At 64.3% G+C, this 13,986-nt stretch carries 20 protein-coding genes; 5 read left to right on the forward strand and 15 right to left on the reverse strand.

Annotated elements, in window-relative coordinates:
- Nucleotides 1-37 precede the first annotated feature (37 nt).
- From chrA to XH89_RS26070, 8 genes are all read right to left on the reverse strand, one after another.
- Nucleotides 38-1,222 carry a chromate efflux transporter gene (chrA, locus tag XH89_RS26035; RefSeq protein ID WP_194463225.1) on the reverse strand — a complete coding sequence of 395 codons (1,185 nt, stop codon included), beginning with the start codon at nucleotides 1,220-1,222 and terminating at the stop codon, nucleotides 38-40.
- A gap of 3 nt (nucleotides 1,223-1,225) precedes the next feature.
- Nucleotides 1,226-1,657 carry a hypothetical protein gene (locus XH89_RS26040; protein ID WP_194463226.1) on the reverse strand — a complete coding sequence of 144 codons (432 nt, stop codon included), beginning with the start codon at nucleotides 1,655-1,657 and terminating at the stop codon, nucleotides 1,226-1,228.
- Nucleotides 1,633-1,809, reverse strand: coding sequence for a hypothetical protein (locus XH89_RS26045; protein WP_194463227.1), 177 nt, complete (start codon nucleotides 1,807-1,809; stop codon nucleotides 1,633-1,635). The genes XH89_RS26040 and XH89_RS26045 overlap by 25 nt, the downstream gene beginning before the upstream one ends.
- 29 nt (nucleotides 1,810-1,838) lie before the next feature.
- A complete protein-coding gene (locus XH89_RS26050; protein WP_194463228.1) occupies nucleotides 1,839-2,435 on the reverse strand; it encodes a superoxide dismutase in 597 nt (198 codons plus the stop codon).
- Nucleotides 2,436-2,489: 54 nt separating this feature from the next.
- Entirely contained in the window at nucleotides 2,490-3,434 is a 945-nt protein-coding gene (locus XH89_RS26055) for a DUF1259 domain-containing protein (protein WP_194463229.1), read from the reverse strand.
- Nucleotides 3,435-3,483: 49 nt separating this feature from the next.
- Nucleotides 3,484-3,717 carry a PepSY domain-containing protein gene (locus XH89_RS26060; protein WP_194463230.1) on the reverse strand — a complete coding sequence of 78 codons (234 nt, stop codon included), beginning with the start codon at nucleotides 3,715-3,717 and terminating at the stop codon, nucleotides 3,484-3,486.
- A gap of 33 nt (nucleotides 3,718-3,750) precedes the next feature.
- Nucleotides 3,751-3,918 carry a hypothetical protein gene (locus XH89_RS26065; RefSeq protein WP_194463231.1) on the reverse strand — a complete coding sequence of 56 codons (168 nt, stop codon included), beginning with the start codon at nucleotides 3,916-3,918 and terminating at the stop codon, nucleotides 3,751-3,753.
- A gap of 521 nt (nucleotides 3,919-4,439) precedes the next feature.
- Nucleotides 4,440-5,066: a LysR family transcriptional regulator gene (locus XH89_RS26070; RefSeq protein WP_194463232.1), complete on the reverse strand. Its 627-nt coding sequence runs from the start codon at nucleotides 5,064-5,066 to the stop codon at nucleotides 4,440-4,442.
- A gap of 130 nt (nucleotides 5,067-5,196) precedes the next feature.
- On the opposite strand from XH89_RS26070, the gene XH89_RS26075 reads away from it, so the two are divergent.
- Both XH89_RS26075 and XH89_RS26080 read left to right on the forward strand, forming a co-directional pair.
- Nucleotides 5,197-5,589 carry a RidA family protein gene (locus XH89_RS26075; protein ID WP_194463233.1) on the forward strand — a complete coding sequence of 131 codons (393 nt, stop codon included), beginning with the start codon at nucleotides 5,197-5,199 and terminating at the stop codon, nucleotides 5,587-5,589.
- A gap of 45 nt (nucleotides 5,590-5,634) precedes the next feature.
- The gene (locus tag XH89_RS26080) at nucleotides 5,635-6,321 is read left to right on the forward strand and encodes an L-2-amino-thiazoline-4-carboxylic acid hydrolase (RefSeq protein ID WP_194463234.1); all 687 of its coding nucleotides are present in this window, start codon (nucleotides 5,635-5,637) and stop codon (nucleotides 6,319-6,321) included.
- Between the two features lie 34 nt (nucleotides 6,322-6,355).
- On the opposite strand, the gene XH89_RS26085 is transcribed toward XH89_RS26080, so the two are convergent.
- Together XH89_RS26085 and XH89_RS26090 are read right to left on the reverse strand one after the other, a co-directional pair.
- A complete protein-coding gene (locus XH89_RS26085) occupies nucleotides 6,356-7,117 on the reverse strand; it encodes a hypothetical protein (RefSeq protein WP_194463235.1) in 762 nt (253 codons plus the stop codon).
- A 15-nt stretch (nucleotides 7,118-7,132) separates the two neighbouring features.
- Nucleotides 7,133-7,321, reverse strand: coding sequence for a hypothetical protein (locus XH89_RS26090; RefSeq protein WP_194463236.1), 189 nt, complete (start codon nucleotides 7,319-7,321; stop codon nucleotides 7,133-7,135).
- Between the two features lie 254 nt (nucleotides 7,322-7,575).
- On the opposite strand from XH89_RS26090, the gene XH89_RS26095 reads away from it, so the two are divergent.
- Nucleotides 7,576-8,556 carry a DUF2336 domain-containing protein gene (locus tag XH89_RS26095; protein ID WP_194463237.1) on the forward strand — a complete coding sequence of 327 codons (981 nt, stop codon included), beginning with the start codon at nucleotides 7,576-7,578 and terminating at the stop codon, nucleotides 8,554-8,556.
- 91 nt (nucleotides 8,557-8,647) lie between these two features.
- On the opposite strand, the gene XH89_RS26100 is transcribed toward XH89_RS26095, so the two are convergent.
- From XH89_RS26100 to XH89_RS26115, 4 genes are all read right to left on the reverse strand, one after another.
- Nucleotides 8,648-8,992 (reverse strand): DUF1491 family protein, encoded by a 345-nt coding sequence (locus tag XH89_RS26100; RefSeq protein WP_194463238.1) that lies wholly within the window; start codon nucleotides 8,990-8,992, stop codon nucleotides 8,648-8,650.
- Nucleotides 8,993-9,044: 52 nt separating this feature from the next.
- Nucleotides 9,045-9,254 carry a hypothetical protein gene (locus tag XH89_RS26105; protein WP_194463239.1) on the reverse strand — a complete coding sequence of 70 codons (210 nt, stop codon included), beginning with the start codon at nucleotides 9,252-9,254 and terminating at the stop codon, nucleotides 9,045-9,047.
- Nucleotides 9,255-9,409: 155 nt separating this feature from the next.
- Complete coding sequence (locus XH89_RS26110; RefSeq protein WP_194463240.1) at nucleotides 9,410-10,132, reverse strand: peptidoglycan-binding domain-containing protein; 723 nt, start codon at nucleotides 10,130-10,132, stop codon at nucleotides 9,410-9,412.
- Nucleotides 10,125-11,969: a PAS domain-containing sensor histidine kinase gene (locus XH89_RS26115; RefSeq protein ID WP_194463241.1), complete on the reverse strand. Its 1,845-nt coding sequence runs from the start codon at nucleotides 11,967-11,969 to the stop codon at nucleotides 10,125-10,127. Before XH89_RS26115 ends, XH89_RS26110 begins: the two co-directional genes overlap by 8 nt.
- 410 nt (nucleotides 11,970-12,379) lie before the next feature.
- Between XH89_RS26115 and XH89_RS26120 the strand changes: the two genes are divergently transcribed.
- Both XH89_RS26120 and XH89_RS26125 read left to right on the forward strand, forming a co-directional pair.
- Nucleotides 12,380-12,823 carry a DUF5330 domain-containing protein gene (locus tag XH89_RS26120; RefSeq protein ID WP_194463242.1) on the forward strand — a complete coding sequence of 148 codons (444 nt, stop codon included), beginning with the start codon at nucleotides 12,380-12,382 and terminating at the stop codon, nucleotides 12,821-12,823.
- A gap of 238 nt (nucleotides 12,824-13,061) precedes the next feature.
- Nucleotides 13,062-13,490 carry a SufE family protein gene (locus XH89_RS26125; protein ID WP_194463243.1) on the forward strand — a complete coding sequence of 143 codons (429 nt, stop codon included), beginning with the start codon at nucleotides 13,062-13,064 and terminating at the stop codon, nucleotides 13,488-13,490.
- Nucleotides 13,491-13,494: 4 nt separating this feature from the next.
- Here XH89_RS26125 and XH89_RS26130 read toward each other — a convergent pair whose 3' ends face one another.
- Complete coding sequence (locus XH89_RS26130; protein WP_194463244.1) at nucleotides 13,495-13,914, reverse strand: MucR family transcriptional regulator; 420 nt, start codon at nucleotides 13,912-13,914, stop codon at nucleotides 13,495-13,497.
- Nucleotides 13,915-13,986: the final 72 nt, after the last annotated feature.

Consider the following 13,986-nt stretch of genomic DNA (forward strand, 5'->3'; position numbering starts at 1 on the left):
GCGCGTCCGCCATCTCCGTGTCCGCAGCCTCGTCATCTCATTTCAGCCCGCTCAGCACCCATCCAGGCTGCAGGATCGGATAGGCAATCAGCCCGATCACGGCCGTGACCGCAATCAGCATGGGATTGCTGACCTTCCAGCGGAACAGCACCGCAAGCGATCCAAGTCCGACAAGCGCGGTCAGCCAGTCGCCGATCGCGATCTTGCCGAGCAGGAAGCATGCGCCAAGAATGGTCCCGATCGCCGCCGCATAGGCGCCCTTCACGAAACCCTGCACGTTCGGATTCTTGCGATGCCGCGCCAACAAGGGCGCAGCGATCAGAATGAACAGGAATGACGGAAGGAAGATGCCGATCGTGGCGGTGAGCGAGCCCCAGAACCCCGCCACCAGATAGCCGACAAAGGTCGCGGTGATCACGACCGGCCCGGGGCTCATCATGCCGATCGCGACGGCGACCAGGAATTCGCGCTCGTTGAGCCAGCCATATTGCTGCACCAGCCCCTGCTCGAGGAAGGGAACGATCACGAGGCCGCTGCCGAAGGTCAGCGATCCCGCCTTGAGGAAGAACAGCAATAGCTTGCCCAGCGTCGAACCGGTCGCGACCGGCGCGGCCGCGGGCGCAGCCGCCGGTATCACGGCGAGCTGGAGCGCGACGGGAGGCCGTTTGATGTTGCCGTAATAGATGATGCCGACGATGCCGGCGCCGATGAAGAGATAGGCGACCTCGGCTTGCAGGATGATCGTCACGGCCAGACACACCGCCGCGATCACCCATTGCAGCCAGTCTTCCATGCCGAGCTTGGCGAGCCGATAGCAGGAATGCAGGATCAGGGCGATCACGGCCGGGCTGACGCCGTAGAAGATGCCGGTGACCGGCTGCAGATCGCCGAGATAGACGTAGAGCGCGCCGAGGGCGGCAACAATCACGAAGTTGGGGAGGATGAAGGCCCAGCCGCCGGCCCACGCGCCCCAAAAGCCGCAACGCAGATAGGCAATGTAGATGCCGACCTGGATCGCCAGCGGCCCCGGCAGCGACTGGCAGATCGCGATGGCCTCACGCATCTGCTCCTTGCTGAGCCACTTCTTGCCATCGACCAGCTCGCGCTCCATCTGGCCGACCAGCGCCACCGGCCCGCCGAAGCCGAGAAACCCCAGTCGAAGGAAATAGCGCACGAGCTCGCCCATTCCGCCACGTTCACTTGTCGTCGTTGTCGTCGTCATCAATCATCCCCCGTTGCCGTAATATGCCGGCTGCAAAATGCCATCGAGCGAGCCGCCGAGCCCCATCGGGATCAACTCGACCTGCTCGCCGTTCAGCGATACCTGATAACAGCCGTCGTCGTTCTCTCCGAGATAAAGGCAAAGCTCGTCTTTCTCGACGACCCATTTGCCAACCTTCTTCACGCCCATCGCGAAACTTTGCAGCGTCCCATCCTTCTCGTAGACAAGGCGGTAGTGAACCTCGTCCGTAAGCTGCTTCCCGACAAATCGGATGCGAATTTCCGCCCCCGTGAGCTTGCGCGGATTTGCCGCCGCGACGGAGCCGGCGTCGAGGATCGCCGTCCCCCCGACGCCGGTCGCTAGCGCCGCGACGAGACTCTTCGCAAGCAGGCCGTTCAATCTCCCCATCCTCACTTCTTGCAGGCCTTCAGGCACATCTGATACTCGGTCTTGCAGGCCGGACCGGCGTAGTTCTTCATGCAGGCAGCGCGCTGTTCGGCGCAGACCTTGCAGGTCTGCGCTTGCGCTTCATGTTCGCCGCCCAGCAGGCCGGCCAGCACGGACATTGCGACAACCAGGTTTCTCATTTGCCACTTCCCCCTCACCTCATCTTCCCTCAGCTTTCCCTGGCATATTGATCGTAGAGCGTGGAGGCGTTGTCCCAGCGAATGGCCTCCATGTAGATGTCGACATAGCGGGCCGCCGCGGCACCGAAATCCATGTGATAGGCGTGCTCATACATATCGAGCACCAGCACCGGTCGGCCGCCGGCGAGCGTCGTCGTATGATCGGCGGCCCATTGATTGACGAGCCGCCCGTTGCGAGGGGAATAGGACAGGATCACCCACCCCGATCCGCCGCCCTCGGCCTTGCCCATCGCCGCGAACTCCGCCCGCCATCGCTCGATGCTGCCAAAGTCGCGCACGATCGCCTCGGCGAGCGCGCCGCCCGGCCGGCTCGCGCCGCCGAGGCCATCGAAATAGACCTCGTGCAGGATCATCGAGTTCATCGCGACCAGCTCCTCGCGCTTCAGCCCGTTGATCACGAAGTTCGGCGCCTTGGCGAAGTCCAGCTCGGCAAGCTGCGCGCTGATCGCGTTGAGCCGCTTCACCGCGCCGCCGTAATTGTTCTCGTAGTGGCTGACGAGAACCTTTTCGGAGATACCGCTGATCGATTTCGGATCGAACGGCAGCGGTTTGACCTGGTAGGACATTGTCTCGGCTCCTGTGCGTCGTCTGGCCTGTCGTCGGTCCTTGCGACCCTCGCCTCAACTCTTCGTGCTGGCCGTCTTGTCGAGCGCCGCCCGCAGGCCTTCGGCGAGCTTGACGGCATCGTCGTTTGCCCAGAAGTGCATGAAGAACAGCCGCGGCTGCTCGTCCAGCATGTGGCTGTGCAGCGCGGTCACCTCGATGCCGTGCGCCCGCAGCGCCGATATCACCGGGTTCACCTCATCGCCCGTCAGCACGAAGTCGCCCGTGATGGCGGCCTTGCCTCCTCCGGTCGGCTGGAAGTTGATACCGATCGCAACGCCCATCGCACCGACGGGAGTGAGCGGCATCCCCTCCTCCGTGATCGGGTCGCGCCGCTTCACGTTGAACTGGTACACGCCGCCATTCGCCTGGCCCTTCACGCCGATGATCTGGTCGAGCTTGGCCGTGTCGAGATCGACCGCAGGCGGCGGGCTCGCCGGTGCCGCTGTGGTGAGCGGGGTCTTGCTTTCGGCGAGCGCTGTGTGGATCGCCGAGGCGAGCTTGACGGGATCTCCGTGTCCGGCGACGTGCATGTAGAAGGTCGCCGGGGTGGCGCGCAGCAGATGATTGTGCACGGCGGTGATCTCGAGGCCGCTCGCGATCATCTTCGCCATCACCGGGTTGATCTCGGTTTCCAGCAACACAAGGTCACCCATGACCATGGCGCCGCCATGGGCGGGCTTGAACGCAACCCAGCCGCCGAGCGCCAGCGCCGGCTTGATCGTCACCCCGTCCAGAGTCACGGACAGATCCGTGCGGGGAAAACCATAGCGGTGGACATCGTCCGTGACGGCCGCCTTGCGGCCGAGCGTCTCGTCGACTTTCTGCCAGTCGATGCTCTCGGCCGCCTGGGCTGCCGAGACGAATGGCGCGGGCACATTCCGGCCGACCTTTTGGCCATTGGCGTTCAGGATGGCGACGCAGGCGGCTGCGCCGATCAATACAGCGGTCATCTTGCGCATCGGGTGCTTCCTTGGTGATTTCGGGATTGTGGGGTTGGAGCGGCCGATTTCAGTCCTGCTGCTTGATCTGGCCGGCGCTGTCGACGACGAGCCGGACTTGCTTGCCATCCTTGACGGCCTTCGCGGTGATGCCTTCGGCGGTCGATTTGACGTCACTGACCTGCACGTAGCCGGCTGCCTGTATCCGCGCGACAAGCTCCTCCTTGGTCAGGGCCTGCGCGGGTGACAGGCCGGCCGCGATCATCAGCAGCAGGGCCGCCGACGAGATGATTTGCTTCGGCATGATCGTTCTCCTGGTCTTGTCCCTGCCCCAGGTTCAGTGCCGCCCCACTCCTGAAAGTCGCGCGCGCTGCACAGCGCCGGGAATGAGTCGTGGATCGGCCGAGAAATTCTCGTCCAGGCGCGCATCGACGAGCGCCGGCGCGTTGGCCGCGCCGATCAGTGACGACTTGTCGGAGGAGGCTGATGTGTATGATGCTGACACGCTGCGCCCTTGGTGATCAGGACGCGATTCTTGGGCATGTCGCCTCACGGGGAGATCGCAATTCCCCGGAGCGGAACTAAAGGCCCTGATGGCGGGGCTGTCAACCCGCCCGTGCCGAAAGGTGCAAAGAATTCATCCGGGAATTCAGCGAAGAGACGTCACGAAGATTTTCTCGATCGCGTGGAACGAACGGGCAAACGTGAGCCAAGAGTTCCACCAGGCTGTCCGACCGGCCGCGTTCCCGGCGAGTTCATCCCGAACGGAGCTGCGCAAAGAACGATGGGCTGCCTCGGAACAACTTGATGTTTGTTAAGTTGGCCCCTCGCCATCGCAGCAAGGGCCGCATGATGCCTAAGGACGACTTGTCGACGAAGACGGAGCGGGCTCTCGTGACCGTCGCACTGAGCACAATGATGCTCATCATGTGCCTCGGATCGTTGCTGTACAGATAGTCCTTGCAGCTTGGCGGCCTTGCCGGCCTCCGACCCATGTCCATGAGTCCAAGGCGGCAGACGGCCGTATCAACTTCCGACGCCGCCGACCAGCCGTGGACGGCGATTGGCGTGCAGGCTCCCGGTTGCCCGGGCGCGCAGCCATGCGCGAAAACTGACGATCTCGGGACAATCCGCGGTGCCCTCAGGCGCGATCAGCCAATCACCGAGACCAGCTCCCTCGTCGATCCGGTCGCAGCGATAGCCGGGATGATGGCCGAGGCCGCGGGCGATCAGCGCGTCGACCTTGCCTTCGACCATCTCGTGCAGGCCGGCGGGCTGCAGCACGCGCAAACCGATCTCGGTGTGCTCGCTCCGAAACGCCGCCAGATCGAGGCGGCGCAAATCGAAACTGCCATGCACGCCCAATTGCAGCAGGACCGCACCTGCCGGCCGCAATTGCGACGTCGCATCCGCGATGCGGCGAAAGCCATCGGAGATCCCGGGCAGATAGGCCTGCCCTGCCGCGGTCAGGATGAGCTGCTTGTGCAGCCGCTCGAACAGCTGCACGCCGAGGCGCGCCTCCAGCGCCTTCACCTGCTGTCCTACGGCGGCGGGCGTCACGTGCAGTTCGTGCGCGGCCAGCTTGAAGCTGAGATGGCGTGCGGCGGCCTCGAAGGCGCGGAGCGCATTGAGTGGTGGAAGGGTGTAGGTCATCGCGGCGCGAGTTTGACACCGATGAACTGCGGTCTTGCAATAGATTTTCTTGCGCTGAACCGCAGGAATGATGCTTTGCGCCGCAGCGATATTGCCGGATACGGTCGGGACCGCAATCCGGAGACAAACCATGCCTGCCGCTCACATCGTCAGCCACAATCCCGTAGCGGTCCATCCTCCTGCCGGCGGTTACAGCCTGGGCCTGGAGATGACGCAACATCGCCGCCTGCTGTTCATCAGTGGCCAGGTGCCCGAGAGATCAGATGGCAGCGTGCCCGAAGGGTTTGAGGCGCAATGCGAGCAGGCCTGGCGCAACGTCATGGAAGTGCTCGCCGCAGCCCGCCTTGATGTCGCACACCTGGTCAAGGTCACCACGTTCCTGACCGACCGCAATCAAGTCGTGGCGAACCGCACCATTCGTCGCAGGATGCTCGGCGACCATCTGCCCGCGCTGACGGTCATGATCGCCGAGACGGTCGACAGCAAATGGCTGCTCGAGATCGAGGCGATCGCCGCCGAATGAGACCGGCTTCAACGACTTTGCATGACGCAGTGATGCGAGGATCCAATGACTGAAAGTGTCCATCCTTTCTACGAGATGTATCGCGATGCCATGGAGGCGGCGATGCGCCAGCGCCTCGACCTAGCCGAGCCGATGTTGCGCGAGCGCACGCATCTCACCGATATCGACGGGATCAAGCGGGAGGTGATGGACGAACTCGCCATCGTGCTCACCCAGATGCCCTATGTCGGCGGTGCCGCGAGCCGCATGAGCGAGGTCTTCATGCGTCTCACCGGCTTCATGGCCACCAGCCGCGTGCTGCGGCGACACGGCGTGCCGCTGCCTGACATCCGCGACATCGAGCGTGAGACTCACAAGGCGCAGTTGCTCACCGTTCCGGAGGCAGAACGTCTCGCCGCGGGAGATCAATTCATGTCGGCGGAAAACCAGGCCTTCCTGCGCGAGCAGGCGGCGGAAAGCACGACGGAAAGCCATCAGGCCGAATATCCGCAGGACTTCGTCTACGATTTCGTCGAGCCCGGACCGAATGACAGCTTTGAATTCGGCATCAATTACCGGGCATGCGGCTTCTGCAAGTTCGCGGGCCGCCACGGCGACAAGGAGATCCTGCCCAACATTTGCGGGCTCGATTTCGACGCCTATGCGACGCGCGGCATCCGTCTGGAACGGACGCAGACGCTGGCGGGAGGCGCCAGCCACTGCAACTTCCGCTTCTCGAAGATTACACCGTGACGCGTGACCAGAGCCTCGCCCGATCCGCGGTCGCTCACCCCTTCGAGACGACCGCGCGGCCGTAAGGAGACTGCGACTGGACCGGCGGATTGGCGGTCTGGGCCGCGAGTTCGCCGATCAGGCGATCGGCATCGGCGGCCATACCGTCGGGCGCCTGGATCACCAGCCGCTCCAGCGCCCAGCGATAGGACGAGACGCGCTGCTCGAGGGAGATCTGCACCCACTGGATGATCAGCGCGTTCTCCCGCATGCGTTCGACCGCGTCGGTCCTTTCCTGCGGCGAGAGCGCGGAGACCCGCGCCATGCTGGCGTCGCGCTTCTTGTCGAGATCGATGACGCGGATGGCGCTGGCGAAGAACGGCTCGAAGCGGGTGATGTCGTTGCGCACGTCCTCGATGAGCTGCGCATAGCGGGATGAATGCGAGCGGTGCGGCTCGTCGATCAGCGTGCGTCCGTACATGGTGCGGTCGAACACGATCTTCTGGTGCCAGGGCGAAGGGATCGCCTTGTAGTCGCCGAACACGCTCTTCCAGGCCGGGCGCGACAGCGGCGGCTCGATCATGGGATAGGCGAGATCGCGAAGCTGGCGCTCTTCGTCGGTCAGCTGGAATTGCGATGGCTTCAAACCGAGACTGCCGGTGGCCTCGATGCCGAGCCAGCGATGCATGTCGTCGCTGCGCATGTCGGCGCGAGTGCGGCCGAAATCACCGCCGCTGCAGGCGGCGAGCGAGGTGCCCAGGGCTGCGAGCAGGACGGCTGATAGGAGGGGCCTGATCTGGCGGATGACTTCCGGCATTGCAAAAGCCGTCGCTTAACGGCGACGACGACGGCGCCCCGGCGCTGTGCCCGCTTCCGGTCCGCGATCGCCGCTGGTTTCGTCCGCCGCGCGCTCGATGCGGATGACGGGAAGGATCAGAATCGTTCCCATGTCCGCGCGCGGTGTGACGTCCCCCGACGAGCCCACCCGGCGACCGGCCGGAAATTCGATGATGGTCCCCATGTCAGCTCTCTCAATTGCCGCGCGACCAAACGCGCCCCTGCAACATGGGAGTCATTAGGATCAGTTTATGGTTAACGGGGTGTAAACGTGGCCTTCGGACCGTAGCCGCACGGGCGCGCGCAGCCCGTCCCGCAGCGGCACGACATCAGTTGAATTGAGCGGGTTCGCTTCACACCTCGTTTTCCTTAACGAGGCTTTAAAGGAACCCTTGCTAGGCTGCCGGCAACAGTCTCTTCCGAGTTGCGTACGCCTCCATGACCAAGTCGCTGTTTCCCGGATTCGACGGGCTGATGACACTCTCCCGTCGCGAGGGCGTCGATGTTCGCCCCACCCTCCTGCGCGTGCTGACCGATCTGTATGTCCAGGCCAGCACGCACAGCGACGACGAGCAGCGGCAATTCATCGAGCTCGCGACGCGGCTGATCGACCAGGTCGACGACGCGACGCGCGCCGCCGTCAAGGCGCGGCTTGCGGTCTATCCGCAGACGCCCGTCCCGGTGTTGCAGAAGCTCGGGCTGGTCGCGGCCGAGGAAGGCCGCAGGGTGCCGCTTGCGCGCGAAATCCCGCAGCATCCCGCGTCCGCCCCCTCGCCTGCCCGCACGCCGACCGACGCGGAAGCGCGCATGGCCGCCAGCATGGCGATGCAGCCGAAGGAAGCGGCCGAGATCCACGACATGTTCTTCAGCGCGGATGCGAACCAGCGCGCGCTGATCCTGCACAATCTGGCGCAGACCCCGCTGAAGGCCGCGCCGCGGATTCCGACCGTGCGCGCCAAGCGCGCGATCCAGATCCTTGAAATGGCAGCGATCGCCGGCGATGTCGAGAACTTCGCCCTCGAACTCGGCGACAGCCTGATCCTGCCCTCGCGCGTCGCAGCGGAGATCGTCGACGACGCCGGCGGCGAGGCGCTCGCGGTGGCCGCGCGCGCGCTCGACATGCCGAGCCCGAACTTCCAGCGCATCCTGCTGTTCTTCAAGCCCGCGATCGGCAATTCCGTGAACGAGGTCTACCGGCTGTCGCGGCTGTATGACCGCCTCAGCGACCGCTCCGCGCTGGTGATGCTGGCGGCCTGGCGCGGCTCGACACTCGCCGTCACGCGCGCCAAATATCAGCCCTCGCTGCATGACAGCGAGCGGCAGCGCGCCCGCGGCGCGGCCGGCCAGTCGCGGCCGAGCGTGCAGCCTGGCTCGAGCCCGGCGGTGCGCACGGGCTCAGGTGGATCGTCGGAGCGCTAATGCCTCCACCTCGTCATTGCGAGCGCAGCGAAGCAATCCAGAGTCCCTCCGCGGAGGCGTCTGGATTGCTTCGTCGCAATGACGGTTGGAGCTACGTCTTCGCCAATTCGAGAAAGTGCCGTCCGGCGCGGTCTTCAGTCTCCACGATCCAGGCATCCGGGTCGAAGCGGAGCTCCTTGGTCAGGCGCTCTTCCACCGCAGACTCCGGCATCGGCTGCGGGGCGGCCGGCACGAAGAAGCGATCGACCGGACGGCCATCGTCATAAGAGGTCTGCGGCGCAGGCATGTAGAGCATCGCATTGCCATCGAGCAGCGACACCTTGACGAACACCGCGCCCGCCTCCTCCGCGCCGCGATGGCGCACGGCGCCGAACACGCCTTCGGTCTGGCAACGGCGCAAATAGGCCGAGACCCAGATGTTTGATTTCAAACGCATGAGCGCACGATAAGCCAGCGCGACGTGCGCCGCCAGTGTCAGCTCGGGATCGTCATGCCTTGCCGACGCCTTGCCCACCGCCAATCTGGCGCGCGACGAGGTATGACAGTGGCATTGCGAGCGCAAATCCCACAGCGACCGCGTACGGGATGTTCCTGATGGCGTCGGCGGCGAAGCTCGGTACCATCAGCACCACGATGAGACTGACGCCAGCCAGCACCGTGCCGAGCATGATCCAGACGAGAATCGAGACCTTGAACATGACGACCTCTCTGCCTTGATGAGATAGCTGATCATGTTCTCCGCGCGTTCCGGCGGTCATTGATCCCACGCAAATCGTCCCCGCGCGGCTGCAGGGCTGTCGTGCCGAGATGCGGTCTAAAGGATTGACCGGCGTCAATGACGGCGGATGCCGGATTATTCGACGGGATGGCCGATCGCGGCGGCAAGCTCGCGCAGCAGGCGGTCCGACACCTGGCCGGTGACGGGCATCTTGTGCTGGCGTTCGAAGGTCTGGATCGCCGACTGGGTCTCCCCGCTCATCGTGCCCGTGATCTTCAAATTGCCGTAGCCATATTCGGACAGCGCGCGCTGCACCCCGGCGAGGCGACGCGCCGCTGGGCTCTGTTGCACCGGGACTGGCGCCGGCGGACGCGCAACGGCTATCGCATTCGGGGCCGCCGCCGGTGTCGTGGACTTGATCACCAGATTGGTCATGGGATCGCCGGAGCGCGACGTCGAAGCCGTCGTCTCGGCGGGCTTCTCCGGCGCCTTCTCGGCCGGTTTCGGCTCGACGCGAAACTCGGTTGCCTTGGGTTCGAGCGGCGACGTATCGGCCCCAACGGGGCGCGGGCGCGGCATGGGATTGGACAACGACACCGACGACGGCGCGGGAAGATTGATCACGGTGCCGAACATCGGCGCCGGATGCCGGCCGGTCTGGAGGAACAGGGCGTTCGCAACTATGGCGCTGATGGCCGCGGCGGCAATGAAGCCGGCCACCGTGTCCTTCGGGCTGTGCAGGAGCACGCGCATCACGAGATTGCGCTCGGTCTCGACATCGACGACCGCGGCCTTGGCACTGCCCTTGGCGCCACGGCGGCGCGGAGCGGTTTCGTCGTTGGCAGACTTCTTAGGCACTTTTCTTCACCAGAGCGGGTTGGTCCTGAACGTCCTGACGGAGCACCGGGTTGAGTGTCGCGATCTTGCTCTCGGCCGGCTTTGCTTGCGGCGGCGTGTAGACGAGCGGCAGCTTGACCGTGACGGCGGTGCCCTCGCCAAGCTTGCTTTGTACCGTCAATTCGCCGAGATGCAACGCCACCAGGCTCTTCACGATCGAAAGACCGAGGCCCGTGCCTTCGTGGCGGCGCTCATAGGTCTTGCCGCACTGGAAGAACGGCGCGCCGATGCGCTTGAGATCGTCGGGCGCAATGCCGACGCCGGTGTCGCTGATGCGCAGCGTGAGCTGCGAGGCCGATGCCGAGGCCGACACCGTGACCTGGCCGCCGCGCTCGGTGAACTTGATGGCGTTGGCGACGAGATTGAGCACGATCTGCTTGAAGGCTCTGGGATCGCCGGTCATGACGGGCAGATCCTGAGGCGCGTCGGTGATGAGATCGATGCCGTTCTCACGCGCCTTCAGCGCCAGCAAATTGCAGCAATGCATCAGCGAGGCGCGCGGGGCGAACGGCTCCGAGGCGATCTCGAAATTGCCCGATTCCATCTTCGACATGTCGAGGATGCCGTTGACGACCGATAGCAGATGCTGGCCGGACGCATTGATCAGCTCGGCATATTCCTTGCGCTGGCTAGCCGCCAGCATCAGGGTCTGCTCCTGCGCGATCATCTCGGAGAAGCCGATGATGGCGTTGAGCGGCGTGCGCAGCTCGTGGCTCATGGTGGCGAGGAAGCGCGTCTTGGCGGCGTCGGCGGCCTCCGCTGCGCTCCTGGCCTGGTCGAGCGCCTGCTCCGACAGCTTGCGGTCGGTGATGTCGCGCATCACGCCGACGACTTCGGCCTCGTGCGGGGCATCGCCGTAAGGATTCTGGCGGCTCATATCCTGATCGAGCGGACGGCAGCGCATCTCGACCCAGATGAAATCGACCTGTCCGCGCTCGGAACCCGTGGGCTCGCGCCGCAGCCGGAATTCGACGCTGCGCACCTCGCCGCGCGCGGCATCGGAGAGCGCGGTGAGATAGGCCGGACGATCGGCGACATGGACGCGATCGAACAGGCCGTGGCCGAGCAGTTGCGCGACCGGCATGCCGAGCATGGGCTCGGCGGCCTGCGAGATGAACTGCACCGCGCCGTTGCGCTGATGCCGCGAGATCACGTCGCTCATGTTGCGCGCCAGGAGACGGTAGCGCTCCTCCTCGCGCGACAGCAGCGTGACGCTGGTGCGCGCGAGCGACTCGGCGCCGAAGGCAAGGCCCGCGGCATAGAGCGTCGCGGAGGCGACGCCGAACGCCATCATCACCCCGCGCCCGGTCGCGCTGAGCTCTCCAGCCGGCAGCCAACCGAGATGGCCGAGCAGGATCAACAGACCGGCGCAGGACAGTGCGAGCAACGAGGCGAAGGCCGTGACGCGGCGCGAGGCCGCCAGCGCGGCCTCCAGGGGAACCACGACCAGCCAGATCGCGGCGAACGATTCAATGCCGCCGGTCGTGCCGGCGACCGCCATGATCAGGCCGGCGAGCGCCAGTGACGACAGCACATGGGCACCTTCATAGCGGCCGGTGCGCGACAGGAACCAGGACAGCAGGATCGGCGCGATCAGCCAGGCAAAGGCCGCGACCTCGATCGCGCTCGGCGCGCCGCGCAGCACGAGATAGACGGGAAATGCGGCAAAGGCGGCCAGGCTTCCGAGAAGCCGCGGCGCCATGAAGGCCCGATGCCGCGCACGCGTCAGCGCATCGTAGCGCGCGGAGGGATGCAGCAGTGCATCGAGACAATCGCGGATGATACTCAAAACGGTCACGGGTCTCGCGCTTCGGCTCAATCGTCCATAGAAGACGCGCCGGAACGCCTCCTTATCGTTGAGCCACCGTGTCAGAGCGACCTTAAACGAGTGCTAAGGCGGATCGGGCTGCCGCCGAACACCGCGACATCGCGGACATTTTTAGGCGATTTGGAGAGGTCATCATCACAGATGGTGAACACAGGGTTTCACCGTCCCGCTCATGGTTTCAAATTGGTGGATATGCGGGGCCGGACAACCACGGCCGCCGAAATCAATCGAATATTTACGAGACCTCTTCCTGCGAAGATTTTTGCGTAAATTTTCCGCGAATTAAGCTCAAGGCAATGACTTGCGATTTATCGAGAGTTGCTAGGTCGAAACGCGCGCGGACGTCGCCGCGAGCTGGATCTAACGTACAGGTCGATCAGATGCGCTTTTTGCTTCGCATCATATTCTGGCTCGGGCTGGTGCTGGTGCTCCTGCCGCGGGACAAGACGCCCGAATCGGGGAAGCTGCCGAACATCGGCGCTGCCGACGCGGTGCAGGCTGCGACCGCGGCCGTCTCCGACATGAGCCAGTTCTGCAAGCGCCAGCCGGCGGCCTGCGAGGTCGGCGGCCAGGCCGCGACCATCATCGGCCAGCGGGCACAGGACGGCGCGCGCAAGATCTACCAGATCATCAACGACAAGAAAGACCAAATCACCGACGAGAAGAACGAGAAGAGCAATAAGAGCGACAAGAAGGCGCCCGACCATACCGGCTCGATTGCGATGGCCGGCGAAGGCGATGCCGCCGCAAGCGAAGCGCCGCGCGACACGCTGACCCAGGACGACCTCGCGCTGGAATGGCACGGGCCGGAAGCGGCGCATTAGGGCGAGGGCCCTCCGCCATGCAGCCAGAGTTTCGATTCCACCCAAGCTGGACGTTCGGCAGAATGCCCGGCTCCTGATGCTCGGCATCAATTATCGCTTCAACAACGGTCCCGTCGTGGCCAAGTATTGATTTGGACCAGGTATTGAATCTGGACGAGGCCCAAGATTGGGCCTTCGCCCTATCGATTTCGACCCGCCGCGCCCCTATATTGGCCCAAAGAGAGACCATGGGCCATCAATGACTTCGATCGACGACATCAGGGACAATTTCGAGCTTCTGGACGACTGGGACGACCGTTACCGGTACGTCATCGAGCTCGGCCGTACCCTGGAACCGATGCCCGAGGCGGAACATTCGGCCGAGAACAAGGTCAACGGCTGCGTCAGCCAGGTCTGGCTTCAGAAGCTGGTCGAACGCAGCAATGGCGCGCCGATCCTGAAATATCGTGGCGACAGCGATGCGCATATCGTGCGCGGGCTGGTCGCGATCGTGCTGGCGCTCTATTCCGGCCGCACGCCGCAGGAGATCCTCGATACCGACGCGATTTCCGTGTTCAACGAGTTCGGCTTCCGTGACCATCTGACGCCACAGCGCTCCAACGGCCTGCGCTCGATGGTGGAGCGCATCAAGACCGACGCGAAAGAGGCGCTCGCGGAAGCTTCGTGAGGAGCTACTTCCCCTTCTTCCGCTGCTGCTGTCCCAGGCCCATCTTCTTCGCCAGCTGCGAGCGCGCCACCGCGTAGTTCGGCGCGACCATGGGATAATCGGCAGGCAGGCCCCATTTCTCGCGATATTGCTCGGGCGTCATGTTGTACTGGGTGCGCAGATGGCGCTTCAGCGACTTGAAGCGCTTGCCGTCCTCCAGACACACCAGATAGTCCGGCGCGATCGACTTCTTCAGCGAGACGGCCGGCTTTGCCGGCTCGAGCGGCGCGGTTTCGGCACGGCCTGACGACACCCGCGTCAAGGCGCTATGCACCTGGCTGATCAGGTTCGGAATCTCGGCAGCCGGCGTCGGATTGTTGCCGACATAGGCCGACACGATGCTCGCCGTCAGCTCGATGAAATTCTTAGGCCCGGCATCCGACATGGGCGCGCCCTCTTTCCAATCTGCCCCGTCGCCGCATTGGCGACGGTGAAGTAATTTCTGTCAACAATACGT

The sequence above is a fragment of the Bradyrhizobium sp. CCBAU 53340 genome, assembly GCF_015291645.1.
Lineage (GTDB): Bacteria > Pseudomonadota > Alphaproteobacteria > Rhizobiales > Xanthobacteraceae > Bradyrhizobium.

What these genes read in the sequence shown, in the direction of transcription:
- XH89_RS26050 (WP_194463228.1), bottom strand. Translation starts at nt 2,435, where the DNA reads ATGTCCTACCAGGTCAAACCGCTGCCGTTCGATCCGAAATCGATCAGC.
- XH89_RS26130 (WP_194463244.1), bottom strand. Translation starts at nt 13,914, where the DNA reads ATGTCGGATGCCGGGCCTAAGAATTTCATCGAGCTGACGGCGAGCATC.
- XH89_RS26080 (WP_194463234.1), top strand. Translation starts at nt 5,635, where the DNA reads ATGACTGAAAGTGTCCATCCTTTCTACGAGATGTATCGCGATGCCATG.
- XH89_RS26070 (WP_194463232.1), bottom strand. Translation starts at nt 5,066, where the DNA reads ATGACCTACACCCTTCCACCACTCAATGCGCTCCGCGCCTTCGAGGCC.
- XH89_RS26125 (WP_194463243.1), top strand. Translation starts at nt 13,062, where the DNA reads ATGACTTCGATCGACGACATCAGGGACAATTTCGAGCTTCTGGACGAC.
- XH89_RS26075 (WP_194463233.1), top strand. Translation starts at nt 5,197, where the DNA reads ATGCCTGCCGCTCACATCGTCAGCCACAATCCCGTAGCGGTCCATCCT.
- XH89_RS26095 (WP_194463237.1), top strand. Translation starts at nt 7,576, where the DNA reads ATGACCAAGTCGCTGTTTCCCGGATTCGACGGGCTGATGACACTCTCC.
- XH89_RS26085 (WP_194463235.1), bottom strand. Translation starts at nt 7,117, where the DNA reads ATGCCGGAAGTCATCCGCCAGATCAGGCCCCTCCTATCAGCCGTCCTG.
- XH89_RS26060 (WP_194463230.1), bottom strand. Translation starts at nt 3,717, where the DNA reads ATGCCGAAGCAAATCATCTCGTCGGCGGCCCTGCTGCTGATGATCGCG.
- XH89_RS26105 (WP_194463239.1), bottom strand. Translation starts at nt 9,254, where the DNA reads ATGTTCAAGGTCTCGATTCTCGTCTGGATCATGCTCGGCACGGTGCTG.
- XH89_RS26045 (WP_194463227.1), bottom strand. Translation starts at nt 1,809, where the DNA reads ATGAGAAACCTGGTTGTCGCAATGTCCGTGCTGGCCGGCCTGCTGGGC.
- XH89_RS26055 (WP_194463229.1), bottom strand. Translation starts at nt 3,434, where the DNA reads ATGCGCAAGATGACCGCTGTATTGATCGGCGCAGCCGCCTGCGTCGCC.
- XH89_RS26120 (WP_194463242.1), top strand. Translation starts at nt 12,380, where the DNA reads ATGCGCTTTTTGCTTCGCATCATATTCTGGCTCGGGCTGGTGCTGGTG.
- chrA (WP_194463225.1), bottom strand. Translation starts at nt 1,222, where the DNA reads ATGACGACGACAACGACGACAAGTGAACGTGGCGGAATGGGCGAGCTC.
- XH89_RS26090 (WP_194463236.1), bottom strand. Translation starts at nt 7,321, where the DNA reads ATGGGGACCATCATCGAATTTCCGGCCGGTCGCCGGGTGGGCTCGTCG.
- XH89_RS26100 (WP_194463238.1), bottom strand. Translation starts at nt 8,992, where the DNA reads ATGCGTTTGAAATCAAACATCTGGGTCTCGGCCTATTTGCGCCGTTGC.